This window comes from Streptomyces sp. NPDC094448 (genome assembly GCF_044763775.1).
Taxonomy (GTDB): domain Bacteria; phylum Actinomycetota; class Actinomycetes; order Streptomycetales; family Streptomycetaceae; genus Streptomyces.
In genome coordinates, this window is record NZ_JBIWGU010000009.1 from 128,452 (window position 1) to 153,610 (window position 25,159).

The 25,159-nt window shown below is 73.2% G+C and carries 28 protein-coding genes; 6 read left to right on the top strand and 22 right to left on the bottom strand.

Annotated features, from left to right (window positions below):
* Nucleotides 1-20: 20 nt before the first annotated feature.
* The 11 genes from lgt to hisI form a co-directional block, all read right to left on the bottom strand.
* Nucleotides 21-1,079, bottom strand: coding sequence for a prolipoprotein diacylglyceryl transferase (gene lgt / locus ACIQ9E_RS18995; RefSeq protein WP_403708412.1), 1,059 nt, complete (start codon nt 1,077-1,079; stop codon nt 21-23).
* 135 nt (nt 1,080-1,214) lie between these two features.
* Nucleotides 1,215-2,078, bottom strand: a complete 864-nt coding sequence (locus tag ACIQ9E_RS19000; protein WP_403708414.1) for a DsbA family protein — start codon at nt 2,076-2,078, stop codon at nt 1,215-1,217.
* Between the two features lie 112 nt (nt 2,079-2,190).
* Nucleotides 2,191-3,030 (bottom strand): tryptophan synthase subunit alpha, encoded by an 840-nt coding sequence (trpA, locus tag ACIQ9E_RS19005; RefSeq protein ID WP_403708416.1) that lies wholly within the window; start codon nt 3,028-3,030, stop codon nt 2,191-2,193.
* Complete coding sequence (trpB, locus tag ACIQ9E_RS19010; RefSeq protein ID WP_403708418.1) at nt 3,027-4,301, bottom strand: tryptophan synthase subunit beta; 1,275 nt, start codon at nt 4,299-4,301, stop codon at nt 3,027-3,029. Before trpB ends, trpA begins: the two co-directional genes overlap by 4 nt.
* Nucleotides 4,302-4,513: 212 nt before the next feature.
* A complete protein-coding gene (trpM, locus tag ACIQ9E_RS19015; protein ID WP_403708420.1) occupies nt 4,514-4,705 on the bottom strand; it encodes a tryptophan biosynthesis modulator TrpM in 192 nt (63 codons plus the stop codon).
* A gap of 7 nt (nt 4,706-4,712) precedes the next feature.
* The gene (trpC, locus tag ACIQ9E_RS19020; protein WP_403708422.1) at nt 4,713-5,522 is read right to left on the bottom strand and encodes an indole-3-glycerol phosphate synthase TrpC; all 810 of its coding nucleotides are present in this window, start codon (nt 5,520-5,522) and stop codon (nt 4,713-4,715) included.
* A gap of 116 nt (nt 5,523-5,638) precedes the next feature.
* On the bottom strand, nt 5,639-6,091 hold the full coding sequence (locus ACIQ9E_RS19025) for a DUF2752 domain-containing protein (protein ID WP_403708830.1): 453 nt from the start codon (nt 6,089-6,091) through the stop codon (nt 5,639-5,641).
* 471 nt (nt 6,092-6,562) lie between these two features.
* The gene (locus ACIQ9E_RS19030) at nt 6,563-6,841 is read right to left on the bottom strand and encodes an HGxxPAAW family protein (RefSeq protein ID WP_403708424.1); all 279 of its coding nucleotides are present in this window, start codon (nt 6,839-6,841) and stop codon (nt 6,563-6,565) included.
* A gap of 235 nt (nt 6,842-7,076) precedes the next feature.
* The gene (locus tag ACIQ9E_RS19035) at nt 7,077-7,757 is read right to left on the bottom strand and encodes a TIGR02234 family membrane protein (RefSeq protein WP_403708426.1); all 681 of its coding nucleotides are present in this window, start codon (nt 7,755-7,757) and stop codon (nt 7,077-7,079) included.
* 34 nt (nt 7,758-7,791) lie between these two features.
* Nucleotides 7,792-9,327, bottom strand: a complete 1,536-nt coding sequence (locus tag ACIQ9E_RS19040) for an anthranilate synthase component I (protein ID WP_403708832.1) — start codon at nt 9,325-9,327, stop codon at nt 7,792-7,794.
* A 17-nt stretch (nt 9,328-9,344) separates the two neighbouring features.
* Complete coding sequence (gene hisI / locus ACIQ9E_RS19045) at nt 9,345-9,710, bottom strand: phosphoribosyl-AMP cyclohydrolase (RefSeq protein ID WP_366260602.1); 366 nt, start codon at nt 9,708-9,710, stop codon at nt 9,345-9,347.
* A gap of 131 nt (nt 9,711-9,841) precedes the next feature.
* Here hisI and ACIQ9E_RS19050 point away from each other — a divergent pair, with 131 nt between their 5' ends.
* A complete protein-coding gene (locus ACIQ9E_RS19050; protein ID WP_403708428.1) occupies nt 9,842-10,480 on the top strand; it encodes a TIGR03085 family metal-binding protein in 639 nt (212 codons plus the stop codon).
* 71 nt (nt 10,481-10,551) lie between these two features.
* Here the strand turns inward: ACIQ9E_RS19050 and hisF are convergent, their stop codons facing one another.
* Genes hisF through hisD form a run of 7 tightly spaced genes read right to left on the bottom strand, consistent with a single transcriptional unit; the run spans nt 10,552 to nt 15,873 of the window.
* On the bottom strand, nt 10,552-11,307 hold the full coding sequence (hisF, locus tag ACIQ9E_RS19055) for an imidazole glycerol phosphate synthase subunit HisF (RefSeq protein ID WP_403708430.1): 756 nt from the start codon (nt 11,305-11,307) through the stop codon (nt 10,552-10,554).
* On the bottom strand, nt 11,304-12,032 hold the full coding sequence (gene priA / locus ACIQ9E_RS19060) for a bifunctional 1-(5-phosphoribosyl)-5-((5-phosphoribosylamino)methylideneamino)imidazole-4-carboxamide isomerase/phosphoribosylanthranilate isomerase PriA (protein WP_403708432.1): 729 nt from the start codon (nt 12,030-12,032) through the stop codon (nt 11,304-11,306). Before priA ends, hisF begins: the two co-directional genes overlap by 4 nt.
* Nucleotides 12,029-12,667, bottom strand: a complete 639-nt coding sequence (gene hisH, locus ACIQ9E_RS19065) for an imidazole glycerol phosphate synthase subunit HisH (RefSeq protein WP_403708434.1) — start codon at nt 12,665-12,667, stop codon at nt 12,029-12,031. The genes priA and hisH overlap by 4 nt, the downstream gene beginning before the upstream one ends.
* Complete coding sequence (locus ACIQ9E_RS19070) at nt 12,664-12,828, bottom strand: hypothetical protein (protein WP_006349832.1); 165 nt, start codon at nt 12,826-12,828, stop codon at nt 12,664-12,666. Before ACIQ9E_RS19070 ends, hisH begins: the two co-directional genes overlap by 4 nt.
* Nucleotides 12,825-13,418 carry an imidazoleglycerol-phosphate dehydratase HisB gene (gene hisB / locus ACIQ9E_RS19075; protein WP_403708437.1) on the bottom strand — a complete coding sequence of 198 codons (594 nt, stop codon included), beginning with the start codon at nt 13,416-13,418 and terminating at the stop codon, nt 12,825-12,827. The genes ACIQ9E_RS19070 and hisB overlap by 4 nt, the downstream gene beginning before the upstream one ends.
* Entirely contained in the window at nt 13,415-14,554 is a 1,140-nt protein-coding gene (locus ACIQ9E_RS19080) for a histidinol-phosphate transaminase (RefSeq protein ID WP_403708439.1), read from the bottom strand. The genes hisB and ACIQ9E_RS19080 overlap by 4 nt, the downstream gene beginning before the upstream one ends.
* Nucleotides 14,551-15,873 (bottom strand): histidinol dehydrogenase, encoded by a 1,323-nt coding sequence (gene hisD / locus ACIQ9E_RS19085; RefSeq protein WP_403708441.1) that lies wholly within the window; start codon nt 15,871-15,873, stop codon nt 14,551-14,553. Before hisD ends, ACIQ9E_RS19080 begins: the two co-directional genes overlap by 4 nt.
* Nucleotides 15,874-16,068: 195 nt before the next feature.
* On the opposite strand from hisD, the gene ACIQ9E_RS19090 reads away from it, so the two are divergent.
* The 4 genes from ACIQ9E_RS19090 (at nt 16,069) to ybaK (ending at nt 20,392) form a co-directional block, all read left to right on the top strand.
* The gene (locus ACIQ9E_RS19090) at nt 16,069-17,667 is read left to right on the top strand and encodes an oxidoreductase (RefSeq protein ID WP_403708443.1); all 1,599 of its coding nucleotides are present in this window, start codon (nt 16,069-16,071) and stop codon (nt 17,665-17,667) included.
* A 334-nt stretch (nt 17,668-18,001) separates the two neighbouring features.
* Nucleotides 18,002-19,039: a hypothetical protein gene (locus ACIQ9E_RS19095; RefSeq protein WP_403708445.1), complete on the top strand. Its 1,038-nt coding sequence runs from the start codon at nt 18,002-18,004 to the stop codon at nt 19,037-19,039.
* 11 nt (nt 19,040-19,050) lie between these two features.
* A complete protein-coding gene (locus tag ACIQ9E_RS19100) occupies nt 19,051-19,791 on the top strand; it encodes an LON peptidase substrate-binding domain-containing protein (protein ID WP_403708447.1) in 741 nt (246 codons plus the stop codon).
* A 91-nt stretch (nt 19,792-19,882) separates the two neighbouring features.
* A complete protein-coding gene (gene ybaK / locus ACIQ9E_RS19105; RefSeq protein WP_403708449.1) occupies nt 19,883-20,392 on the top strand; it encodes a Cys-tRNA(Pro) deacylase in 510 nt (169 codons plus the stop codon).
* Nucleotides 20,393-20,643: 251 nt separating this feature from the next.
* Here the strand turns inward: ybaK and ACIQ9E_RS19110 are convergent, their stop codons facing one another.
* The 4 genes from ACIQ9E_RS19110 to ACIQ9E_RS19125 form a co-directional block, all read right to left on the bottom strand.
* Nucleotides 20,644-21,366, bottom strand: a complete 723-nt coding sequence (locus tag ACIQ9E_RS19110) for an ABC transporter permease (protein ID WP_403708451.1) — start codon at nt 21,364-21,366, stop codon at nt 20,644-20,646.
* A 34-nt stretch (nt 21,367-21,400) separates the two neighbouring features.
* Entirely contained in the window at nt 21,401-22,219 is an 819-nt protein-coding gene (locus ACIQ9E_RS19115) for an ABC transporter permease (protein WP_403708834.1), read from the bottom strand.
* Nucleotides 22,220-22,239: 20 nt separating this feature from the next.
* The gene (locus ACIQ9E_RS19120; RefSeq protein ID WP_403708836.1) at nt 22,240-23,214 is read right to left on the bottom strand and encodes an ABC transporter ATP-binding protein; all 975 of its coding nucleotides are present in this window, start codon (nt 23,212-23,214) and stop codon (nt 22,240-22,242) included.
* Nucleotides 23,215-23,305: 91 nt separating this feature from the next.
* Nucleotides 23,306-24,550: an NYN domain-containing protein gene (locus ACIQ9E_RS19125; RefSeq protein WP_403708453.1), complete on the bottom strand. Its 1,245-nt coding sequence runs from the start codon at nt 24,548-24,550 to the stop codon at nt 23,306-23,308.
* 269 nt (nt 24,551-24,819) lie between these two features.
* Between ACIQ9E_RS19125 and ACIQ9E_RS19130 the strand changes: the two genes are divergently transcribed.
* Nucleotides 24,820-24,996: a hypothetical protein gene (locus tag ACIQ9E_RS19130; protein ID WP_006349817.1), complete on the top strand. Its 177-nt coding sequence runs from the start codon at nt 24,820-24,822 to the stop codon at nt 24,994-24,996.
* Nucleotides 24,997-25,159: the final 163 nt, after the last annotated feature.

Genomic DNA, 25,159 nt, shown 5'->3' on the forward strand with positions numbered 1-25,159 from the left:
GGTGCGCGGCCCGCGGTGCGTCAGGCCCCGGCCTCCGCCGTCTCGGCGTCCTCGGCCGCCCTGCCGCCCTGGTCCGGCCCGCTCTTGTCCGGCCCGGCCTTGCGGTCCTCCGCCTTGCCGTTCTCCGGCTTGCGGTCCGCCGCACCGGCGTCCGCCGCCGCGTCATCTGCGGACCCGGCACCGCCGGCCGTACCGCCGCCGGTTGCGTCGGCCGAATCGCCCGCACCTTCGGCCCCGCCGGTCTTCGCGGCACCCGCCGCACCCGGCCTGCGCGGCTCCACGACCTCCTCACGGCCCGGCCGCAGCCGCGCCGAAACCACGATGTACACCACGGCGAGGACGAAGACGACGAGCGCGGTCCAGACATTCAGCCGCAGCCCGAGGACCTCGTGCGCCTCGTCGACCCGGAGGTACTCGATCCACGCGCGCCCGGCGCAGTACCCGGCGACGTACAGCGCGAAGGCCCGGCCGTGGCCCAGCTTGAAGCGCCGGTCGGCCCAGATCACCAGCAGGGCGACGCCGATGCACCACAGGGACTCGTACAGGAAGGTCGGGTGGTAGGTCCCGGCCTCCCGGTTCGGCCCCTCGCTGATCTTCAGCGCCCAGGGCAGATCCGTCGGCTTGCCGTAGAGCTCCTGGTTGAACCAGTTGCCCCAGCGTCCGATGGCCTGGGCGAAGGCGATACCGGGTGCGAGGGCGTCGGCCCAGGCCGGCAGGGGGATACCCCGGCGGCGGCAGCCGATCCACGCTCCGACGGCCCCCAGGGAGATGGCGCCCCAGATACCGAGTCCGCCCTCCCAGATCTTGAAGGCGTCGACCCAGTTCTTGCCCTCGCTGAAGTAGAGCTGGTAGTCGGTGACCACATGGTAGAGACGGCCGCCGACCAGGCCGAAGGGCACGGCCCAGACGGCGATGTCGGCCACGGTCCCGGCCGTGCCGCCGCGGGCGATCCAGCGCTTGTTGCCGTACCAGACGGCCACGAAGACGCCGATGATGATGCAGAGTGCGTAGCCGCGCAGCGGCAGCGGTCCGAGGTGGATCGCTCCGGACGACGGGCTCGGAATGTAGGCAAGGTCCATGACGGAACCGACGCTACCTTGCTTAGCAGTGGAAGCGGCAAGCCGCCCGGGACAACTTATGGATAACTCTGCCGCGGACCGCCCGCCCCGGCCTCCGGAACCGGGACGGGACGGGCCCGCCGCGACGGGTCCGGGCTACGGCTGCGTCGCTGCCGCCGAGGGCTTCGACGGCTCCGCGGTGCCCGCCTTCTTGCCCTTGTTCGCCTCGGCGACCCACTTCTTCAGGTTCTCCGGGGAGATCTGCTGCCCATCCTTCTCGGGGAAGATCGACTTCCCGTTGAGCAGGACGGTCGGGGTACCGCGGAAGCCGCCATCGGCGAAGGCTTTGTTCGATTTGGCGACCCAGGAGTCGTGCCGGCCGTCCTTCACACAGCTCCGGAACTCCGGTGTGTCGAGTCCTTCGACCTTGCCCGCCAGATCGATCAGCCGGTCGTTGTCGGCGAACTTGTCGTCCGGCTCCGGCGGCTGGTTGCGGTAGAGGACATCGTGGTACGGAGCGAATTTGCCCACGTCCTGGGCGCAGGCGACCGCGTTGGCCGCGCGCAGCGAGCCGCTGCCGCCCATATTGCCGTCGATGATCGTCGCAAAGTGGTAGTCGACCCGGAGCTGTCCGGAGGACTCCAGCTCCTGGAGGGCGCCCCGCATCACGTTCTCGTACTGGGCGCAGACCGGGCAGCGGAAGTCCTCCCAGACCGTGAGCGTCGACGGGGCGTCGGTGGCGCCGACGGGGATCGCGAGCTGCCCCTTGCCCTCCGCGCCCGCGGGGGCCAGCGGCGGCCCGGCGGTGGAGCTGCCGTCGCTGCCCTTGGTCCCCTTGTCGGCGTTGGCGGCGATCACGCCCACCACCGCGGCCAGACCGAGGACGCCGACCACCGCCGAGGAGACGACCAGCATCCGCCGTCGCCGCTCACGGGCCTTCTCCAGCCGGTTCTCCCGCTCGATCCGCTCGCGCGGGGTCGGCTTCGGCCCGTTGTTCCTGTCGTTGTGCTTCTCGTTCACACCCCGCAAACGAACCGGGGAGGCGCACTCGCGCCTCCCCGGTCCCAGATCCACCCGTACGTGTCAGGCGTACGAAGAACTCACTCTCCGCTCGCCGCCGCGGAACCCCCGCTCACGCCTGCCGCGCCCGGCTCCGGCGTGCGCCCTCGCGGACCCCGGCCGCCAGGTCGGCGGCCAGCTCGCGCGCGGCCGCTATGCCGGAGTCGGTGTCGGGGGCGTCCAGGATCCGCTTGACGAACGCGGAGCCCACGATCACCCCGTCCGCGAAACCGGCCACCTCCTCCGCCTGGGCCGCCGTGGACACCCCGAGGCCGACGCAGACCGGCAGTTCGGTGGTGGCGCGCACGCGCCGTACCAGGTCCTCGGCCTGCGCCCCGACGGAAGCGCGGGTTCCGGTGACGCCCATCAGCGAAGCCGCGTAGACGAAGCCGGAACCGGCCTCGGTGATGGTCGCGATCCGGGCGTCCCGGCTGCTGGGGGCGACCACGAAGACGGTGGCCAGTCCGTGCTTCCCGGCGTGCTCCCGCCACAGTCCGGACTCCTCGACGGGCAGGTCGGGCAGGATGCAGCCGGCGCCGCCCGCCGCCGCCAGCTCGGCGGTGAACCGCTCCACGCCGTAGCGGTCGACGGGGTTCCAGTACGTCATCACCAGCACCGGCTTCCCGGTCGCCGCGTGCGCCTCGCGCACGGTCCGCAGCACGTCGGCGATGCGGACGCCGCCGCGCAGGGCGATATCGTCGGCGGTCTGGATCACCGGGCCGTCCAGCACCGGGTCGCTGTGCGGCAGCCCCACCTCGACGATGTCGGCACCGCCCGCGAAGACGGCCTTGACCGCCTCGATGCCGCCGTCCACGGTCGGGAACCCGGCCGGGAGGTAGGCGATCAGCGCGGACCGGCCCTCGGCCTTCGCCGCGGCCAGCGTGTCGCTCAGCAGTCGTACGTTCCCGCTCACTTGGCGTCCTCCCCGTCGTACAGCCCGAAGTAGCGGGCGGCGGTGTCCATGTCCTTGTCGCCCCGGCCGGAGAGGCTGACCACGAGCAGCCCGTCCGGTCCCAGCTCCCGGCCGACCTCCAGGGCACCCGCGAGGGCGTGGGCCGACTCGATGGCGGGGATGATGCCCTCCGTACGCGAGAGCAGCCGCAGGGCCTGCATCGCCTCGTCGTCGGTGACCGGGCGGTACTCGCCGCGGCCGCTGTCCTTGAGGTAGGCGTGCTCCGGGCCGATGCCCGGGTAGTCGAGTCCGGCGGAGATGGAGTACGGCTCGGTGATCTGGCCCTCGTCGTCCTGGAGGACGTAGGACCGCGAGCCGTGGAGTATTCCGGGTTCGCCGACGGTGAGGGTGGCTGCGTGCTCGCCGCTCTCCACGCCGTGGCCCGCGGCCTCGCAGCCGATCAGGCGGACGCCGGAGTCCGGGATGAAGGCGTGGAAGAGTCCGATCGCGTTGGAGCCGCCGCCGACGCAGGCGACGGCCGCGTCGGGCAGCTGGCCGGCCCGTTCGAGGATCTGCCCGCGCGCCTCCACGCCGATGACCCGGTGGAAGTCGCGGACCATCGCAGGGAAGGGGTGCGGGCCCGCTACCGTACCGAAGAGGTAGTGCGTGCTGTCGACATTGGCGACCCAGTCGCGGAAGGCCTCGTTGATGGCGTCCTTGAGGGTCCGGCTGCCGGAGGCCACAGGGACGACCTCGGCGCCCAGGATCCGCATCCGGGCGACGTTCAGGGCCTGCCGCTCGGTGTCGATCTCACCCATGTAGATGGTGCAGTCGAGCCCGAACAGGGCACAGGCGGTGGCGGTGGCGACGCCGTGCTGTCCCGCTCCGGTCTCGGCGATGATCCGGGGCTTGCCCATGCGCCGGGTCAGCAGTGCCTGCCCCAGCACGTTGTTGATCTTGTGTGAGCCGGTGTGGTTGAGGTCTTCCCGCTTGAGGAAGATCCGCGCGCCCCCGGCGTGCTCGGCGAACCGCGGCACCTCGGTGAGCGGGCTGGGCCGGCCCGTGTAGTTGACCAGCAGGTCCTTCAGCTCGGCCGCGAAGGCGGGGTCGGCCTTGGCCTTCTCGTACTCGGCGGCGACCTCGTCGACGGCGGCGACGAGCGCCTCGGGGATGAACTTGCCGCCGAAGGCGCCGAAGTAGCCCGCGGCGTTCGGAATCAGCCCTTCCGGGTCCGGGACGAAGAACTCGCCGGGACCGGTGGAACCGGCGGAAGGTGTGGATGAAGTGGACATCCGGCGTACTCCTCGGGGGCGCACGGCCCCCTGACTGGTGTGCGGATCGGTAGACGTCGGGGTGGGTGCGCGCGCTCGGCGGACGGACCGGTCGGACGGCCGCCGGTTCGTCCGGCGGTACGGCGGTCCGGGCCGGGTGTCCGGGGGTACGGCCGGGTACGGGTCCGGACCGGCCGGTCACCCGTGGAAGCGGCGGTACCGCGCGGAGACGCTCAGCGGCGCGCGCGGCGGCGGCGCCATCGCATGCCGTTGACCTGGCCCGGCTCCGAACCGATCACATAGCGCACACGCCGGCCGTGCACCCGCCGCGCCGGAGCGCGGCAGCCGCGGGGACGGCAGCCGCGCGCAAGGCGGGCGTACGCGTCCCCGGGGGCCGGGCTCGGGTGTCGGACGGCGGCGGGCACGGCGGGGTCAGCTCCGCCCGTGGCGCAGGGCCGGGTGGGCGCCCGCGGCGACCAGATCGGCGACGGCGGTCTTCGGGTCGCGGCCGGTGACCAGCGACTCGCCGACCAGCACGGCGTCGGCGCCCGCGTTGGCGTAGGCGATCAGATCGTGCGGACCGCGGATACCGGACTCGGCGATCTTGACGATATGCGCCGGGATCTCCGGGGCGACCCGCTCGAAGGTGGAGCGGTCCACCTCCAGCGTCTTCAGATTGCGGGCGTTGACGCCGATGACCTTGGCACCGGCGTCGAGGGCGCGCTCGGCCTCGTCCTCGTCGTGGACCTCGACCAGCGGGGTCAGCCCGATCGACTCGGCACGCTCGATGAGGGAGACCAGCGCCTCCTGCTCCAGCGCGGCGACGATGAGCAGCGCCAGATCGGCACCGTACGCCCGCGCCTCCCACAGCTGGTAGGCCGTGACGATGAAGTCCTTGCGCAGAACGGGGATGTCGACCCGGGCGCGGACGGCCTCCAGATCGGCCAGGGAGCCGCCGAAGCGCCGCTGCTCGGTCAGGACCGAGATGACGGCGGCGCCGCCGGCCTCGTAGTCCGCGGCGAGCCCGGCGGGGTCGGCGATCGCGGCCAGGGCACCCTTGGACGGGCTGGAGCGCTTGACCTCGCAGATCACCCGGACGCCCTCGCCGCGCAGTGCGGCAACGCCGTCCTTGGCCGCGGGGGCCTGGGCGGCCCGCTCCTTCAGCTCGTCGAGGGAGACCCGCGCCTGCCGCTCTGCGAGGTCGGCGCGGACGCCGTCGATGATCTCGTCGAGCACACTCACGCGAGCGGCCCCCTTCCGGGACGGTGATGATGGTCAGGGATCATTCATGTCGATGGTATCCGCAGCACGGCCCGCACCCCGCATCCGGTGGACGCCTGTCCCACGGGGTGGGACCGTCAGGGCGCCAGTGCCGAGCCCATGGGCAGATTCCGCACCACGCTGAAGACCAGCACGGACGCGCCGGTCAGCCACCAGAGGACAGGCGGTACGGAGATCCGCCAGGTCGCGCCGGGGACACCGCGCGCCGCGCGGACCGCCCACAGGGCCCAGAGCACGAAGAAGACCCCGTAGCCGACGACGGCGGCGGCGTTCGCGCCCAGCGCGGTGCCGAGATCGCCGTGGACGAAGGCGTGGGCGCTGCGGAGCCCGCCGCAGCCGGGGCAGTAGATGCCCGTGTAGCGCAGGAGCGGGCAGGCGGGGTAGTGACCGGGCTCGTTGGGGTCGACGGTCCCGACGTAGGCGAAGGCGGCGGCCACGGCGGCGATCGCCCCTGCGGGCGCGGCCAGCCGCCGCCACAGTGCCCGCGGCGGCGCGGCGGCGTCTCCCCCGGTGGTCGGGGGATCGCCCAGGGGTACGGGCCATCCGGCGGCCGCCGGCGCGGGGGCCGTGCCGGTGCCCGGCGGCGGGGGTACGGCTCCGGGGCCGCGCCCTCCGGCCGTCCTCCCGTCCGGCGCGGAAGCGACCGGTCCGGACCGCTTCTCCGCCGGACGGGCGGGGCCTGCGGGCCACGGAGACGGGGAACCCGCCTCGGGGCCGTACCCGCTGCCCGTACCGGCCCCGGCAGCCGGGCCGCCGGGCGCTCCGGCGGCGGGGTCCTCCGGCGTCGCGCGGGCCGAATCCGCGGGTCCCGCGGGCGAGGAATCCGCTCCGGGGGGCGGTGTGCTGCGCTCCCCCGCGGGGAGGCCCGGCGCGGAGGGGGGTGTCGTGGCGTCCACCGTGCGATTCTCTCCGGTCATACGCGAAGGCGCAGCCCGGCCGCGCCGGTCTGCGCCTCGTGTCGTGGGGCCGCTGCCGCGGCCGGTTGCCCAGGGGTCAGGGCGTCACACGCCGCCCTGAGCCGCCACGCGCTCGGCCGAGATCCGTCCGGCCTGCTCACGGGCGTGCTTGCGCTCCGCGGTCTCCTTCGCGGCACCGAGGCCCGCGGCCTTCATGCCCATGCCGACGACACCGCCGATGAGGGTGATCGCGACACCGCCCCAGAAGCCGAGCGGGTTGGCCGCGACCATGAAGACTCCGGAGACGCAGAAGCCGATGAAGGCGATGGTGACACCGGTCCAGGCGGCGGGGGTGTGGCCGTGTCCGTGGGCGCTGCCCGACATGAAATGCTCCTCGGTTGCTGAGCGCGCTGAGCGCGCGGAATGCTCCGAACGCGGCGGCGGTCCGACGCGCTCAGGGAATGGTGAGCCGGGTGCTCGTATTCCATTGTCCCGTACTCCCCCGGCGCCCCGGCGGCAGGGTGACCGGTCTGACATCACGCTCCGGGGCACCCTGCCTGCGGACCGTGCGAGACGGCGGTTCCGCCAGGGCCATTGGTCCCGTCGCGGGCGGCGGGGGTTACCGGCCGGGGGGTGTCCGGTCGCCGTCCGTGGGGTCCTCACCGCGGTCCAGGGCCTTCCAGAGGTCCTCGGGCCGGTCGGGGTCGACCACGGGTGCGGTACGGGAGCGGGGCGTGCCGTCGCGCTCGTAACGGCCCGACATGCTGGGCCAGAGCCGCCCGTAGCGCAGGGCGAGCAGACCGGCGGCAAGGATCAGCAGTCCGGCGGCGGCGGTGATGTACGGCCAGGGGGTGTGGCTCAGGGAGCCGATCGTCGCGGCGGTGTCGCCGGTGGTCTCGGCGGCCTTGTCGTCGAGGGCACCGCGGTCGGAGGCCCCGAGGAACGCGGCGACGGCGGCGCCCGCGCCGCTGAGCGCGAGCAGCGCGGCGACGACGGTACGGCCCTTGCTGCGGACGGCGAAGACCGCGACGAGCGCGGCGAGGCCGACCACGGCGAGGGCACTGGGCACTCCGGTGATGTCACCGCCCTCGGCGCTCAGCGACAGGGTGCCGCCGGGGGTGGCCGTGGTGCCCTCGGCCCAGATGCGGCCGGAGGCCAGCAGGGCGACGGTGGCTCCGGCGGCGCCGAGCAGCAGGGCGGCGGCGAGGGTACGGCGGCCCGTGGCGGCACCGGCGGCCCTCGCCGCGGCACCGGACCGGGCGCGGGGCTGGGGTACGGGAACAGCGCTCACATACCCCACTATCCCTTACGCCCCCGCGGGCCCCGCAGCCGCCCTACGGAGCGGCCGGGGCGGCAGGCGCCGCCGGGGCCGTCATGCGGTTGGCGGTGTGGACGGCGCGGAGGACCGCGGCGGCCTTGTTACGGCATTCCGTGTCCTCGGCGACCGGGTCCGAATCGGCCACGACTCCCGCTCCGGCCTGCACGAACGCGGTGCCGTCGCGGAGCAGCGCGGTACGGATGGCGATCGCGGTGTCGGAGTCTCCGGCGAAGTCGAGATAGCCGACGCAGCCGCCGTAGAGACCGCGGCGGGAGGGTTCCAGTTCGTCGATGATCTGCATGGCCCGCGGTTTGGGCGCCCCGGAGAGCGTTCCGGCGGGGAAGCAGGCGGTGAGCACGTCGAACGCGGTACGGCCCGGGGCGACCTTGCCGATGACGGTGGAGACGATGTGCATGACGTGCGAGTACCGCTCGACGGACATGAAGTCGACGACCTCGACGGAGCCGGGCTCGCAGACCCGCCCCAGGTCATTGCGGCCGAGGTCGACGAGCATCAGGTGCTCGGCGCGCTCCTTGGGATCGGCGAGCAGCTCCTCGGCCAGCTCGTGGTCCTCCTGCGGGGTCGCCCCGCGGGGCCGGGTCCCGGCGATGGGGTGGAGCATCGCGTGCCCGTCCTCGATTTTGACGAGGGCCTCGGGGCTGGAGCCGACGACGTCGAAGGCTTCCGCGCCGTCCGCGGCGGGGAAGCGGAAGAGGTACATGTACGGGCTGGGGTTGGTGGCCCGCAGGACCCGGTAGACGTCGAGGGCGCTCGCGGTGCACGGGGTCTCGAACCGCTGGGAGGGGACCACCTGGAAGGCCTCGCCGGCCCGGATGCGCTCCTTGATGTCGTCGACGGCCTTCTGGTAGTCGGGGCCGCCCCACAGCGCGGTGAACTCGGGCAGCTCGGACGCGGGCAGGGCGACCGGTGCGGAGGCCAGGGGCCGGGCGAGGTCGCGCTGCATGGCGTCGAGGCGGGCGACGGCGTCCGCGTACGCCTCGTCGACACCGGTGTCGAGGTCGTTGTGGTTGATGGCGTTGGCGATCAGCAGGACCGTGCCGTCCCAGTGGTCGAGGACCGCGAGATCGGAGGTGAGCAGCATGGTCAGCTCGGGGAGGCGGAGGTCGTCGCGCTCGCCGGGGCCGATCTTCTCCAGCCGGCGCACGATGTCGTAGCCCAGGTAGCCGACCATGCCGCCGGTGAAGGGCGGCAGTCCGGTGCCGAGGTCGTGCGGCGGGGTGTGGAGGGTTTCGACGGTGGCCCGGAGGGCGGTGAGCGGGTCGCCGTGTTCGGGGACGCCGACGGGCGGGGTGCCGATCCAATGGGCCTGGCCGTCGCGCTCGGTGAGGGTCCCGGTGCTGCGGACGCCGACGAACGAGTACCGCGACCACGACCGGCCGTTCTCCGCCGACTCCAGGAGGAAGGTGCCCGGACGTTCGGCGGCGAGCTTGCGGTAGAGCGCGACGGGGGTGTCGCCGTCGGCGAGGAGCCGGCGGGTCACGGGGATGACGCGCCGGTCGGCGGCGAGCGCCCGGAAGGTGCTGAGGTCCATGGTCATGGCGCCGGACCCTACTTGCCGAGGGGGAGGACGTCGGCGTCGAAGCAGGTGCGGTCGCCGGTGTGGCAGGCGGCGCCGATCTGGTCGACCTTGACGAGGACGGTGTCGCCGTCGCAGTCGAGGGCGACGGACTTGACGTGCTGGACATGGCCCGAGGTGTCGCCCTTGACCCAGTACTCCCGGCGGCTGCGGGACCAGTAGGTGGCGCGGCCGGTGGTGAGGGTGCGGTGGAGCGCCTCGTCGTCCATCCAGCCGAGCATGAGCACCTCTCCGGTGTCGTACTGCTGGGCGACGGCGGGGACCAGACCGTCGGCGGTCCGCTTGAGACGGGCGGCGACGGCGGGGTCGAGGGGGCCTGTGGTGCCACTGCTGGTCATAGGGCCATTGTGCCGTGCCCGTGGGCCGTCCCGGGACGGTTGTCCACAGGCCGGACCCGTTCCGCGTCCTTGTCCACAGGAGCCGGGGCTCGGCTGGTCGCCGTCGCCGCACCCGCCGTACGCTGGCGGACATGTCGACCCATGCCAAGCGTGAACGACTCATTCTCGCCGACCTCCTCGAAAGCGTCGGCCCGGACGCACCGACGCTCTGCGAAGGCTGGCGGTCCCGTGATCTGGCGGCCCATGTGGTGGTCCGGGAGCGCCGCCCGGACGCCGCGGGGGGCATTCTGCTCGGTCCGCTGAAGGGCCGGCTGGAGCGGGTCCAGGCCGAGTTCGCGGCCAAACCGTACGAAGAGCTGATTCAGCTGGTCAGGACCGGCCCGCCCCGGCTCTCCCCGATGAATGTGAAGCTGCTGGACGAGGCGGCGAACACCGTGGAGTTCTACGTCCACGCGGAGGACGTGCGCCGGGCCCGGCCCGAATGGACGCCCCGGCCGCTGGACCGGGTCTTCGAGGACGCGCTCTGGGCCCGGCTGGAGCGGGCGGCCCGGGTGCTGGGCCGCAGATCCCCGGCCGGTCTGGTGCTGCGGCGCCCGGACGGGCGGACCGTGGTCGCCCACCGGGGCGCGCCCGTGGTGACCGTGACCGGCGGGCCGGGTGAGCTGACGATGTTCGCGCTGGGCCGTCAGAGTGCGGCGCAGGTGGATCTGGAGGGCGAGCCGGAAGCGGTGGAGAAGGTCCGCTCCTCGCGGATCGGTCTCCCGGGGTAGGTCGCGGTGGAGTTGTGTACGGCTCCGGCGGCCGGGACCGCCGGAACCGTACGACAGCGTGGGAGGCAGGGTCAGCGGACCGGGTGGCCCGCTTCCCGCAGCGCGTCCTTGACCTGTGAGATCCGCAGATCGCCGAAGTGGAACACGGAGGCGGCGAGCACCGCGTCCGCGCCCGCGTCGACGGCGGGCGGGAAGTCCGCGAGCCGCCCCGCACCGCCGCTGGCGATCACCGGCACGGTGACGTGTTCGCGTACGGCCGCGATCATCTCGGTGTCGTAGCCGTCCTTGGTGCCGTCGGCGTCCATGGAGTTCAGCAGGATCTCGCCGGCGCCCAGCTCGGCCGCCCGGTGCGCCCATTCCACGGCGTCGATACCGGTGCCGCGGCGGCCGCCGTGGGTGGTGACCTCGAAGGAGCCGGCCGGGGTGCGGCGGGCGTCGACGGAGAGCACGAGCACCTGGCGGCCGAAGCGCTCCGCGATCTCGCGGATCAGCTCGGGCCGGTCGATGGCCGCGGTGTTGACGCCGACCTTGTCGGCGCCCGCCCGCAGCAGCTTGTCCACATCGTCGGCGGAGCGGACCCCGCCCCCGACGGTGAGCGGGATGAACACCTGCTCGGCGGTGCGGCGCACCACGTCGTAGGTGGTCTCGCGGTTCCCGGAGGAGGCGGTGATGTCGAGGAAGGTCAGCTCGTCGGCGCCCTCGGCGTCGTACAGCCTGGCCATCTCGACGGGGTCGCCCGCGTCCCGCAGGTTCTGGAAGTTGACTCCCTTGACGACCCGGCCGTTGTCGACGTCGAGGCAGGGGATGACCCGTACGGCGAGCGTCATGCCGAGGCCACCGCCGCGAGGGCGTCCTCCAGGGTGAACGCCTTGGCGTACAGCGCCTTGCCGACGATCGCGCCCTCCACACCCGCGGGGACGAGCCCGGCGATGGCCCGGAGATCGTCGAGGGAGGAGACTCCTCCGGAGGCGACGACGGGCTTGTCGGTGGCGGCGCAGACGTTCTTCAGCAGCTCCAGATTGGGGCCCTGGAGGGTGCCGTCCTTGGCGATGTCGGTGACGACGTAGCGGGCGCAGCCCTCGGAGTCGAGGCGGGCGAGCGTCTCGTAGAGATCGCCGCCGTCCCGGGTCCAGCCACGGCCGCGCAGGGTGGTGCCGCGGACGTCGAGGCCGACGGCGATCCGGTCGCCGTACTCGGCGATGACCTTGGCGACCCATTCGGGGGTCTCCAGGGCGGCGGTGCCCAGATTGACCCGGGTGCAGCCGGTGGCGAGCGCGGCGGCCAGCGACGCATCGTCGCGGATCCCGCCGGACAGCTCGACCTTGATGTCCATCGCGCCCGCGACCTCCGCGATCACAGCGCGGTTGTCGCCCGTGCCGAAGGCGGCGTCCAGGTCGACCAGGTGGAGCCACTCGGCTCCGGACCGCTGCCAGGTGAGGGCGGCCTCCAGCGGGGAGCCGTAGGAGGTCTCGCTGCCGGACTCGCCGTGGACGAGCCGGACGGCCTGTCCGTCGCGGACATCGACGGCAGGAAGGAGTTCGAGCGTGGTCACAGTGTTCCGATCCAGTTGGTCAGTAGCCGGGCACCGGCGTCGCCGGACTTCTCGGGGTGGAACTGGGTCGCCCACAGGGCGCTGTTCTCGACGGCCGCGACAAAGCGTTCACCGTGCGTGGCCCAGGTGACGTGCGGGGCGCGGATCGCGGCGTTGGTGATCTCCAGCTCCCAGTCGTGCGCGGCGTAGGAGTGCACGAAGTAGAAGCGTTCGTCGGGGCCGACCCCGGCGAACAGGGTGCTGTCGGCGGGCGCGTCGACCGTGTTCCAGCCCATGTGGGGGACGACGGGCGCCTTCAGCGGGCCGACCGTGCCGGGCCACTCGTCGAGGCCCTCGGTCTCCACCCCGTGTTCGATACCGCGGGCGAAGAGGATCTGCATGCCCACGCAGATCCCCATGACCGGCCGGCCGCCGGCGAGGCGGCGGCCGACGATCCAGTCCCCGCGGGCCGCGCGCAGCCCCTCCATACAGGCGGAGAAGGCACCGACGCCGGGGACCAGCAGCCCGTCGGCGTTCATCGCGCGGTCGAAGTCGCGGGTTATCTCCACCTCGGCGCCGACCCGGGCGAGGGCCCGTTCGGCGGAGCGGACGTTGCCGAAGCCGTAGTCGAAGACGACGACCGATTTACGGCTCATGACCACACGTCCAGCCGGAGCACGCCCGCGCCGATCGCCATGGCGGCGCCGATGGACAGCAGGACGACCACGCCCTTGGGCTGCTCCTGCTTGACGAAGGAGTACACGCCGCCGAGGAGGAAGAGCCCGACCACGATCAGGATGGTGGAGAGGCTGTTCACAGCGCGCCCTTCGTGGAGGGGAGGATTCCGGCGGCGCGGGTATCGCGTTCGCTGGCGTACCGCAGGGCCCGGGCGAGCGCCTTGAACTGGCACTCGACGATGTGGTGGGCGTTGCGCCCGTACGGGACGTGGACATGCAGCGCGATCTGCGCCTGGGCCACGAAGGACTCCAGGATGTGCCGGGTCATCGTGGTGTCGTAGGTGCCGATCATCGGCGCCATGTTCTCCGGCTCGGTGTGCACCAGATAGGGGCGGCCGGAGAGGTCGACGGTGACCTGGGCGAGGGATTCGTCGAGGGGGACGGTGCAGTTCCCGAAGCGGTAGATGCCGACCTTGTCGCCGAGGGCCTGCTTGAAGGCGGCGCCGAGCGCGAGGGCGGTGTCCTCGATGGTGTGGTGGGTGTCGATGTGCAGATCACCGTCGGTCTTGACCGTCAGATCGAAGAGCCCGTGCCGCCCGAGCTGGTCGAGCATGTGGTCGTAGAAACCGACCCCGGTCGACACATCGGTCCTTCCGGTGCCGTCGAGGTCGATCTCGACGACGACGGCGGTCTCCTTGGTGGTCCGTTCGACCCGCCCTACGCGGCTCATGTGCTCTGCTCCTTCTTCAACTCACGTACGGCGTCGAGGAACGCGTCGTTCTCGGCGGGGGTGCCCGCGGTGACCCGCAGCCACCCCGGGACGCCGTTGTCCCGGACGAGAACGCCCCGGTCGAGGATCCGCCGCCAGGCGTCGTGCGCACCGCCCGCGCCGTCGAACCGTCCGAATTGGACGAAGTTCGCGTCGGACTCGGTCACCTCGTAGCCGATGGCCCGCAGCTCGGCGACCAGGCGGTCCCGCTCGGCCTTGAGCTGCTCCACGTACCCGAGCAGGGTATCGGTGTGCTCCAGGGCGGCGAGCGCGGTGGCCTGGGTGACGGCGGAGAGGTGGTACGGCAGCCGGACCAGCTGGACCGCGTCGACCACGGCCGGATCGGCGGCGAGATAGCCGAGCCGCAGCCCGGCGGCGCCGAAGGCCTTCGACATCGTCCGGGAGACGACCAGGTTCGGCCGGCCTTCGATCAGCGGCAGCAGGCTGGGGCGGTGGCTGAACTCGACGTACGCCTCGTCGACGACGACCAGCGACGGCCGGGCGGCCTGGGCCGCCTCGTAGAGCGCCTGCACGGTCTCCGCGTCGACGGCGGTGCCGGTGGGGTTGTTGGGAGAAGTGATGAAGACGACCTCGGGCCGGTGCTCGGCGATCGCCCGCGCGGCCGCGGCCGGATCGACGGTGAAGTCGTCGTTGCGGGGCCCGGAGATCCATTCGGTGCCGGTGCCCCGGGAGATCAGGGCGTGCATGGAGTACGACGGTTCGAAGCCGATGGCCCTGCGCCCCGGGCCGCCGAAGGTCTGGAGGAGCTGCTGGATGACCTCGTTGGAGCCGTTGGCGGCCCAGACCTGCGCGGTGGTGACCGGGTGTCCGGAGGTACCGCTCAGATATGCGGCGAGCGCGGTGCGCAGCTCGACGGCGTCCCGGTCGGGGTAGCGGTTGAGCCCGCGGGCGGCCTCCCGGACCCGTTCCGCGATCCGCTCGACCAGCGGTTCGGGCAGCGGGTACGGGTTCTCGTTGGTGTTGAGCTGGACGGGGACATCGAGCTGGGGCGCGCCGTACGGGGACTTGCCGCGCAGTTCGTCGCGGATCGGCAGATCGTCGATCGCCACGGGGCGCGGGGTGGTGCGGCCGGTCACTGGCCCGGGACCTTCCAGTCGAAGCGGGCCTTCAGGGCGGCGCCGTGGGCGGGCAGGTCCTCGGCCTCGGCGAGGGTGACCACGTGGTGGGTGACCTCGGCGAGGGCGTCCCGGGTGTAGTCGACGATATGGATACCGCGCAGGAAGGACTGCACGGACAGGCCGGAGGAGTGGCAGGCGCAGCCGCCGGTGGGCAGTACGTGGTTGGAGCCGGCCGCGTAGTCGCCGAGGGAGACGGGCGACCAGGGGCCGACGAAGATCGCGCCCGCGTTCCGGACCCGGGCGGCGACGGCGGCGGCGTCGGCGGTCTGGATCTCCAGGTGCTCGGCGCCGTAGGCGTCGACGACCTTCAGCCCCTCCTCGACCCCGTCGACCAGCACGATCGCCGACTGGCGGCCGCTGAGCGCGGGCACGATCCGGTCGTCGACGTGCCGGGTGGCGGCGAGCTGCGGCTCCAGTTCCTTCTCGACCGCGTCCGCGAGCCGGAGGGAGTCGGTGACCAGCACGGCGGCGGCCAGCGGATCGTGCTCGGCCTGGCTGATCAGATCGGCGGCGACGTGCACCGGATCGGCCGTGTCGTCGGCGAGGACCGCGATCTCGGTCGGTCCGGCCTCGGTGTCGATGCCGATCCGGCCGGTGAAGTAGCGCTTGGCGGCGGCGACCCAGATATTGCCGGGCCCGGTGACCATATTGGCAGGGGCGCATTCGCCGGTGCCGTACGCGAACATGGCGACGGCCTGGGCGCCGCCCGCCGCGTACACCTCGTCGACGCCGAGCAGGGCGCAGGCGGCGAGGATGGTGGGGTGCGGCAGCCCGCCGTGCTCCTTCTGCGGCGGGGAGGCGAGCGCGATCGACGGGACCCCGGCCTCCTGCGCCGGAACCGCGTTCATGATCACGGAGGAGGGGTAGACGGAGCGGCCGCCGGGCGCGTACAGCCCGACCCGCTCGACGGGGACCCACTTCTCGGTGACCGTACCGCCGGGGACGACCTGGGTGGTGTGGCCGGTACGGCGCTGGGCGCGGTGGACGATCCTGGCCCGGCGGACGGACTCCTCCAGGGCGGCCCGCACCCCGGGGTCGAGCGCCTTCAGCGCGGCCGTGAGAGCGGCGGCGGGCACCCGGATCCGCTCCAGCGCCACACCGTCGAACCGCTCGGCGTAGTCGATCAGCGCCGCGGTGCCGCGATGGCGTACGTCCTCGCAGATGGGCCGCACCTTCTCCAGGGCGGCTTCCACGTCGAACTCGGCACGGGGCAGCAGATCGCGCAGGGCGGCACCCTCGGGGAGGGCGTCGCCGCGCAGGTCGATTCGGGAGATCACACCGACAATTCTCGCAGACCCGGAACCGGGGTCGCGTTCCGTATCACTGGCTGATACACCCCCCGTGATACGGAACGCGACCCACGGGTGATCGTTGACCACTAGCGTTCACCCCGTCACTCAGCGGGCATAACGGCGTTACGCGCCCGGATTCACGGGAGTCGCGCGACGCCGTCGAGGAACGGGGGAAGCGCAGTGACCGAGCCGTCGGCCGACGGTCCGCCGGACGGGCTGAGCCCGGCCGAGCTACGGATGTGGAACGCCTTCAGAAACGGCAGTACTTTCGATCTCAGCGACCCCGATCCGCTGCGGAACGATCCCTTCTCGCCTCATCCCTGGGGTCCCGAGCGGCAGGTACGGGCCGACATCGTCGCCCTGCTGCTGCTCGACGGGCCGCCGCCGCACCCCGGGCGGGTCGCGGCGCTCAAACTCCGCGGTGTCCAGATCACGGGCACGCTGAAGCTGGCCGGCGGCACCGTCGGCCCCTATGTGGAGCTGCACTCCTGCCGTTTCGACAGCGAGATCCTGATGCCGGAGGCACATGTCACGACCCTGCGGATGGTGTCCTGTCTGCTGCCGAAGCTGGAGGCGGCCCGGCTGCGCACGGAGGGCGATCTGCATCTGCCGCGCTGCCGGGTCGAGCACGGGATCCGGCTCACCGACGCCCAGATCGGTACGGATCTGCTGATCAACCAGATTCAGGTACGGCCGGACCGGCGGGGCCGGGCGATCACCGCGGACGGGCTCTCGGTCGCCCAGGACCTCCAGGCCGAGCTGATCCAGACCTTCGGGGAGTTCAGTCTCCGCGGTGCGAAGATCGGTGTGTCGCTGAGTCTGCGCGGCAGCAGGCTGCGGGCGGCGGCCGAGCGCCGGGCGCTGAACGCTCCGCAGCTCACCGTGGAGCGGACGCTCTATCTGACCGGGGCGTGGGTGAGCGCGGCGACCGGCGACCCGGGCGCCACCCCGCCGTACGGGGTGATCCACAGCGGTGCCCGGCGCGGCACCCGCCTCCAGCCCTTCGAGTGCCACGGCGGGGTCCGGCTCGACGACGGCCGGTTCGGTGACGCGATCGACCTGCACCGCGCCCGACTGCTGATGAACACCGGCGAGGAGTTGTCGCTGCGCCGGATCGTCACCCCCGAGCTGCGGTTCAACGGGGAGCGGCCGGAGGAGGGCCGGGTGGTGCTCAACGGCGCCAAGGTCGTCACCCTGGTCGATCTGGCGGCGAGCTGGCCGGGCCCCGGCGGCCTCGCGATGGGCGGTTTCGTCTACGAGAACCTGGTGCCCATCGACTCGTTCCCGCTGGCCAGACGGTTGGAGTGGGTGGAGTCCGCGACCCCGGAGTACTCGCCCGAGCCCTACGAGCGGCTGGCGACGGTCCTGCGCAACAGCGGGGAGGACGCGGACGCCCGGGAGGTGCTGCTCGCCAAGCAGCGGCGGCGGCGCGAAACGCTGCCGCTGGCCGGAAAGCTGTGGGGGCATATCCAGGATCTGACCGTGGCGTACGGCTACCGGCCGGGGCGGGCGGCGCTGTGGATGGCCGTACTCTGGGCCGCGAGCGCGCTGGCCTTCGCCCAGGCCGAGCCGAAGCCGTTCAAACCGGGCGAGCATCCGGACTTCAACGCCGCGCTGTACGCACTGGACCTGCTGGTCCCGGTGATCAACCTGGGCCAGGAGGGCTACTGGAAGCTGGCGGGCCACTGGCAGTGGACGGCGGCGGGGCTGATCCTGCTGGGCTGGATTCTGGCCACCACGGTCGCGGCGGGAGCCACCCGGCTGCTGAGCCGCGGCTGACGGGGCCGCCCCCGGCCGGGGGCGCTCGCCCCTGGCCCCGGGCCGGCCCGACGGGGCGCGGGCGGTAACGGCGCCCCACAGCCTCGCACCGCCCAGGGCCCGGTGCCTCGGGCTCTGCGCCGACCCGCGCGAACGGGCCGCCGGAAGCGAGGGCGAGGGGGGTTGCCGGGGGCCGGGCACCGGCGCCGGGGCTCCTCCCGGCGACAGGGCCCGCGGCGAAAACCCCGCATTCTTTACGCTCTTTACGGTCTCTTGCCTTCCCCCGGTACAACCTTTCCGCCGCCACGAAAACTTCACACCGTTCCGCTGGCAAACTCCGGACCCGGGTTTTTCAATGGTCGGCATCATGGCACTGCTCCGCGCCCTGCTGCGCACCGCACGCGTGATCCGCCACACCCCGCGGCTCTCCGACGGTCTGCCGCCCGATGATGCGGTACTGCTCGACGTGCCCGATGCCCGGACGGCGCCCTCCCTGGTGGCCGCCGCCGACGGCGACTGGGAACCTGCCGCGAAACTGCTGGCGACGGCCCGCGCCGAGGCCGACTGGGAGAGCCGGGACCGCCAGGTGGCCCGGCTCGCCGCCTTCGCCTACGCCCGGGACGACTGGCTCGTCCACTGGCTGGCCTACGCACCGCGCGACCCCGACGCCCTGGTCGTCAAGGCGGAATTGGAGGTCCGCCGGGCCTGGGACTCCCCCGCCCGCCGGGAACGGCTCCGGGAGATCGGCCCGTTGATCGACGCGGCCGCCGACAGCGCACCCGGCGATCCGGTGCCCTGGCGGATCGCCCTCGACCACGCCCGCGGCAGCCATGCCACGCACGGCGCGTTCGAAGCCCTCTGGGAACAGGCGATACGCCGCTCGTCGCACCACTACGGCTGCCATGTCGCGGCCCTGCGCTATCTCTCCGCCCAGTGGTACGGCTCCCACCGCGAATGCTTCGACTTCGCCGAACAGGCCGCCGCCGATGCGCTGCCGGGCTCGCTCATCAAGGCGCTGCCGGTGCGGGCCGCCTTCGCCCAGCTGCTCGCGGGCGGCTACAGCAGCGTCCACGCCGAACGTATCGACCGGGCCGCCGATCTCGCGGTCGAACTCTCCGCGGGCCATCCGGCCGCCGATCCGGGACCCGCCGAGGTACGGAATCTGACGGTCTCCGTCCTGCTGCGGCGGGGCCGCTGGGAGGCCGCCCTGGAGGAGTTCCGGCTGATCGGCCCGTATGCGACCTCGTTCCCGTGGACGTACTTCTCCGATGATCCACTGGACCGGTTCCTCCAAGCCAGGGACGGTGTACGGCACCGGCTGGCATCGGCGACCCCGCTGCGCGCGGCACCCGGGCGGACCCGGACCGGCCGGGACCGCCCCGCGGCCCATTAGTCTTGTCCGACGTGACCACCGCAAGACTGCCGCTCTTCCCGCTGAACTCGGTACTGTTCCCGGGGCTCGTCCTGCCCCTGAACGTCTTCGAGGAGCGTTATCGCGCCATGATGCGCGAACTGCTGAAGACGGACGAGTCCCTGCCGAGGCGCTTCGCCGTCGTCGCCATCCGCGACGGCCACGAGGTGGCACCCTCCGAGCCCGGGATGCCCGACCCGACCGCCCGGCCCGACCGCGGACCCGCGGCGGGCTTCGGCACCGATCCCCTGAAGGCCTTCCACGGCATGGGCTGTATCGCCGACGCGGCCACCATCCGGGAGCGCGAGGACGGGAGCTTCGAGGTGCTCGCCACCGGCACCACCCGGATCAGGCTGCTCTCCCTCGACAGCGACGGCCCCTTCCTCACCGCGGAGGTGGAGGAGGTGCCGGATGTCGTCGGCGAGGACGCGGGGGCGCTCGCGGAGGGCGTGCTGCGGGCCTTCCGCGCCTACCAGAAGAGGCTGGCCGGGGCCCGGGAGCGGACCCTGGCCGCTCCCCCGGACCTGCCCGACGAACCGTCCGTGGTGTCCTATCTGGTCGCGGCGGCGGCCGTGCTCGACACCCCGGCCAAACAGCGGCTGCTGGAGGCGCCGGACGTGGCGACCCGGCTCCGGGACGAGCTGAAGCTCCTGCGCTCCGAGACCGCCGTCATCCGGCACCTTCCTTCGGTACCCGCCGTCGAGCTGACCCGGGCCCCGACCAGCCTCAACTGACCCTCGGGGCGGTGCGGGCCGGGCCCGTACCGCCCCGGCCGACGGGCGGCCCGCGCACCGGCGGCCGGCCCCACCAGGAAGAGCGTGCGCTGTGGCGAAGAAGAACGACAGAAAGCAGCAGAAGGCGGGCGGCGGGACCCCCGCGACGGTCGCCCTGACGGCCGCGGGCACGGAGTACACCGTGCACGCCTACGACCACGACCCCGCCTCGCCCTCCTACGGCGAGGAGGCGGCCGACGCGCTCGGCGTCCCGCCCGACCGGGTCTTCAAGACCCTGGTCGCGGATGTCGACGGCGAGCTGACCGTGGCGGTCGTCCCGGTCGCGGGCCGGCTCGACCTGAAGGCCCTCGCCTCCGCGGTCGGCGGCAAGCGTGCGGCCATGGCCGATCCGGCGGCGGCGGAGCGCACCACGGGCTATGTCCGCGGCGGCATCTCCCCGCTGGGGCAGCGCAAGCGGCTGCGGACGGTCCTCGACTCCTCGGCCGGGGCCCACACCACGATCTGTGTATCGGCGGGCCGCCGCGGGCTGGAGGTCGAACTCGCCCCCGGCGATCTGGCGGCCCTCACCGGCGCGGTCCTGGCGCCGATCGGGCGGGAGTAGTCCGGGCGCGGGGCGCATGCTCTCGTACCGGAGCCGGATCGGGCGTGCGCGGGGGGTCGACGCGGGCGGGCTTCTCGGTTACGACCGAGAGGGACGCTCAGGCGTCCGTGCCGCGTCCCGTGCCGGGAAGGAGCCCCGCCGTGTCCAAACGCACCCGCAAACGCAAATGGCGCACCCGTAAGGCCAACCACGGCCGCCGCCCCGCGTAACGGAGCAGCCGCGTCCCCCGGGCCGGGGGCGCGGCTGCGGTGTCAGGAGGCGGACGGACCCCAGGGGTGTTGCACGGGCGGGTCGTCCGTGGCCGGTTCGCGTTCGCCGAACAGGCCCGTGAGCCCCAGGTGGACGATCATCGCCCCGAGGGGCCAGGCCAGCAGCACCCCGTACGCCCGCATCTTCAGCGGCGCGTCGAACGTCACACCCGCGCCGACCTCGCGGGCGTGCGCCGCCACATCGTCGGTCGGGCCGAACCAGATGCCCAAGCGCCATGCCAGCAGGGACCCGAGCAGTCCGCCGACGGCGAGCGCGAGGACCAGCAGGACACCGCCGCGACGGCGCCAGAGGAAGACCCCGGCCGCGCTGAGCGCGCCGAAGGCCAGGCCCAGCAGGGCGAAGGTGCCGTCCGCGCCGATCGCGCCCTCGCCCTCGGTGTCCTTGAGGAAGACGGCCTTGCCGTCGGAGATCAGCGGGATACGGGGGGCCAGCCAGAGCCACAGCAGGCCGAGCGCGATGCCCAGGACGGCGACCGCGACCGTGACGACCGCCGCTTCGCGCAGATCCGCCCGGCGGCGGGCCGCACGCTCCGCGAGCTCGGCGGGGGTGGGAGGCGCAGGGGGCGCGAACGCGGGCCAGGGGGCGGGCGGCGGCGACTGTCCGGGCTCCGGCGTGCGCCAGGGGTTGTCCTTCGGCCCGTGCCCCGGTCCCTGCCCCGGTTCATGGCCGGGTTCCTGGTGCGGAGGTGTCAGCGGTGCGGTCACCACGCCATCGTGCCAGGCCTGCGGCGACCGCGCCTCACCGGACCGCCGCGCGGCGATACGCCCAGGTCGCGACGGTCAGCGAGAGCACACCGACCGCGGCGCAGACCCCCAGGTGGAGGGCGACGGCGACCCAGTCGGGCCGGGAGTCGAAGGTCCGGGCGAGGGCCTCGACCCCATAGGTCGACGGCATCAGATCGCGGAGGTACGCGATCGGCTCGGGCAGCCTGGCCGGCGGCAGGACGCCCAGCAGCAGCGCCGCGGACATGCCGAGCTGGCCGAGAAGGGTCGCGAGTTCGGGGCGGGGCGCGAGCAGACCGAGGGCCGCGCCGAGCCCGGCGAGCGCCGCACCGCAGAGCGGTACGACGGCCACCAGGATCCAGAGGTGGGTCATCGGCAGACCGAACAGCAGACTGCCGGTGACGGCGGTCACGATCGTGCCGGGCACGGTGAAGGAGGCATACGCACCGGCCGCGCCGAGGACCACGGCGGCGGGCGGCACGGGCAGGGTGGCGTAGTGGTCGAGCCCGCCGCTGCCGCGGAGCTGGCCGAAGTACTGGGCGAGGAGGTTGAGCGCCACAAAGGCGACGACCAGCACGGCGGATCCGGCGACCACGGCCCGTGCCTCGGCGCCGCCGTCGACGACCCCGCGCATCAGGATCATGATCCCGACGGACTGGAAGGTCGCCACGAAGAGCAGCGGGATCCGGGCCACCCGGGCCCGGGACAGCTGGGCCCGGTAGACCGCGGCCAGCGACGGCAGCAGTCTGGCCCGGGGGGCCAGCGGAGCCGGGGCGGCGGGCGCCTCCGGGGTCCGTTCCCTCTCCGCCTCCGTCGTCCGGGTCCGTCCGGACACCGTCTGTACGGGCACGATGCTCACGCCTTGACCAGCCCCTTCGTCGCGTTCCCCCCGAGCGCCAAGTACACGTCCTCCAGGCTGGGCGTCGCGAGCGTGAAATCGTCGAGCGCCGCGAAGGCGGCGCCGCCGGTGACGGCCGCGACGGCGGCGCGCGCCTCGTCGGGTGCCAGCCTGAGCACCCAGCGCCGGCCGGACTCCTGGGCGGAGGCGCGCAGCGCGGCGACCTCCGGGACGTCCAGGGGGGCCCGTTCCCGCCAGACCAGCTCCACCCGTACCTCGCCGGCGATCCGCTCCTTGAGCCCGGCGGGGGTGTCGCAGGCGATGACCCGTCCGCGGTCCAGCACGGCGACCCGGTCCAGCACGGTCTCCGCCTCGATGACGTTGTGGGTGACGAGGACGACCGTGGTGCCGTGCTCGGCGCGGCGCCGGTCCACCGCGGACCAGACCGCGCGGCGGGCGACGGGGTCCATACCGGTGGTGGGTTCGTCCAGGACGAGGAGGGGGCGCTCGCCGACGAGGGCGGCGGCGACGCAGGCGAGCCGGCGTTCGCCGCCGGAGAGCTTCTTGAGGGCACGGCCGGCGAGCGGGGTGAGTCCCAGTTCCTCCAGGACCGCGTCGCGCTCGGCCCGCGCCTCCTGGAGGCCGAGGCCGCGGAGCCGTCCGGTGGTCTCGGCGGCGAGGGAGACCGTCAGCTCGTCGAGGGCGGTGGACTCCTGCCCGAGGTAGCCGATGAGCCGGGCGGCGCGTTCCGGGTGGCGTACGAGATCGTGGCCGAGGACCTCGACGCTGCCCGCGTCGGGGCGCATCAGACCGGTCAACTGGCGTACGAGGGTGGATTTCCCGGCTCCGTTGGGCCCGAGCAGTCCGAAGATCTCGCCGCCCCGCACCTCCAGGCTGATGCCGTCGGTGGCCCGGACCTCGGGGGTGGCGGGTACACCGCGGCGGGCGCGCACGGCAGGGTACGTCTTCACCAGCCGCCGCACCACGCACACCGTACTCACGAGGTACGAGGGTACGGGGTCCCCGCCCCGCCTCCGTGCCCGGGTGCCCCGCCGTGTACCGCTACCGGACCTCAGGGGGGCGCTACTCGCCCGCCGGGGCGTGCTCGGCGGCCGTACGGACGTCGATCTCGCGCCAGAAGCCGGCCCTGATGGCATAGCGGTCGTGCTCGTCGATCTGGTCGTCCTTGTGCGCCAGCAGCCCGAAGCGCGCCGCGTACCGCAGCAGTTCCCCGTCGATTCGGTGGGGGATCCGGGGGTACATCGTGGACAGCTTCGACACATGGCCGTTCTCGGGGAGCCGTGCCATCCAGCGGCGGGCGAAGACCTGGCCGACCTCGAAGGGGTCGCCGCCGACGGTGGTGATGTCCTCCTCGCGGTCGGCCCACCGCTGTTCCGCGCTGGTCAGCTGGGCGAGGGTGGGCAGCGATGCGGTCTCCGGGGGTTCGCCGAGGGTGCCGGCCCGGTCGATCCACCCCTTGTCGGAGGACCAGCGCAGGGTCGCGGAGGCGGGCGGGGGCGGCTGCGGGCCGGGAGCCCGCAGGGCGGCCAGGTCCTTGGGGGTGGGGACGCCCTTGGCGGCCGGGGCGGGCGGTGCTCCGGCGGCCGCGGCGGCGGGCTCCTGCTCCCCCGCCGGGGCGACGGCGGAAGCGGCCGCCTCCGCCGCGGCCCGCTCCTGGGCCGCGGCGAGCGCGGTTTCGGGCAGCGGGGCGGAGAGGATCGCGGCGATCTCGGGGCGGGGCGCGGGCGGCGGGGCGCCGAGTCCGCCGAGGTCCCGGGCCCGGACCGCCCGGGTGATCCACGAGCGGTCCAGCACCCGCCGTTCGTCGGCCTCGGCGACCAGATCCTCCGACTGGTTGTAGTCGCCGTCGGCGGCCTGGACGGCCCAGAGATGGACGGCGACGCCGTGCTCCTTCGCCGACATCAGTCCGGGCAGCAGATCGCCGTCGCCGGTGACCAGCACAATGTCGGAGCAGGCATGGTTTCTGGCCAGTTCGGTCAGTTCGGCGTGCATGGCGGCGTCCACGCCCTTCTGCGCCCAGCGGCCGTCACTGCGGGTCAGCGCGCCCAGCCGGACCGTGACCCGGGGCATCACACGGAGTCTGCGGTGCTCGGGCTGGGGCACCCGGTCCGGGGCGCCGTCGAACCAGTAGATACGGAGCAGGGGGCGCTCGGTGTCGCTCTCCGCGAGGTCGCGCAGGCCCTGGACGAGGGCGGTGTGGTCGACGGCGATCCGGGAGCGGACCGGTTCCCCGGCGAGCAGGCTCGCCGCCGCCCCCAGCAGATATCCGGCGTCCACCAGGACAACACAGCGGTCCACGCGCTCCACCCTCTTTCGGATCACCCCGGGACCCGCCCGGCGTCGCGCTCCGGGCTCGCCCCGAGTCTGCCCGACATGATCGGGGTTGACGGCCGGAACTCGATCTTCGGCGTGGCGGAAACCCTGATGGAGCCCGCCGGAGGCCCGGGTTCCCGCCTTTGACAAGGCACCCTTACCCACCGCAATGATCCAAAATGCGGCGTATCTCCCTATATGTGAGTCTGGTCGCGGTCCCAGACAGACCCTTGCCGCTGAACCCTTGATGTGGAGGCATTCCCATGGCCAAGAACAAGAACCGCAAGGATCGTCAGCAGAACCGTTCTTCACAGCCCGAACAATCGCAGGAGCAGGCGAAGTCGACCGCTTACGAAGCCCAGAACAGGCCGCAGACCCAGGCCCAGGGCAGCCCGGCGGACGTGGCCCGCAAGCACCAGCGGCGTTTCGGCCATAACTGACGGCCGGATCCGCGGAGCGGACAAGAGAAAGAGGGGCGGGGGGGGGGCGGGGGGGGCCCCCCCCCCCCCCCGCCCCCCCGCGCCCCCCCCCCCCCGCCCCCCCCCGCCCCGCGCCGCCGCCCCCCCCCCCCGCCCCCGGGGGGGGGGGGGGGCCCCCGGGCGC

Excerpts from the sequence above, each read along its gene's own strand:
- hisH (WP_403708434.1), bottom strand. The coding sequence starts at position 12,667 with ATGAGCCGTAAATCGGTCGTCGTCTTCGACTACGGCTTCGGCAACGTC.
- ACIQ9E_RS19130 (WP_006349817.1), top strand. The coding sequence starts at position 24,820 with ATGGCCAAGAACAAGAACCGCAAGGATCGTCAGCAGAACCGTTCTTCA.
- hisB (WP_403708437.1), bottom strand. The coding sequence starts at position 13,418 with ATGAGCCGCGTAGGGCGGGTCGAACGGACCACCAAGGAGACCGCCGTC.
- trpB (WP_403708418.1), bottom strand. The coding sequence starts at position 4,301 with ATGTCCACTTCATCCACACCTTCCGCCGGTTCCACCGGTCCCGGCGAG.
- ACIQ9E_RS19030 (WP_403708424.1), bottom strand. The coding sequence starts at position 6,841 with ATGTCGGGCAGCGCCCACGGACACGGCCACACCCCCGCCGCCTGGACC.
- hisI (WP_366260602.1), bottom strand. The coding sequence starts at position 9,710 with ATGACCAGCAGTGGCACCACAGGCCCCCTCGACCCCGCCGTCGCCGCC.
- ACIQ9E_RS19040 (WP_403708832.1), bottom strand. The coding sequence starts at position 9,327 with ATGGACCTCAGCACCTTCCGGGCGCTCGCCGCCGACCGGCGCGTCATC.
- ACIQ9E_RS19050 (WP_403708428.1), top strand. The coding sequence starts at position 9,842 with ATGTCGACCCATGCCAAGCGTGAACGACTCATTCTCGCCGACCTCCTC.
- ACIQ9E_RS19095 (WP_403708445.1), top strand. The coding sequence starts at position 18,002 with ATGGTCGGCATCATGGCACTGCTCCGCGCCCTGCTGCGCACCGCACGC.
- lgt (WP_403708412.1), bottom strand. The coding sequence starts at position 1,079 with ATGGACCTTGCCTACATTCCGAGCCCGTCGTCCGGAGCGATCCACCTC.
- hisF (WP_403708430.1), bottom strand. The coding sequence starts at position 11,307 with ATGACGCTCGCCGTACGGGTCATCCCCTGCCTCGACGTCGACAACGGC.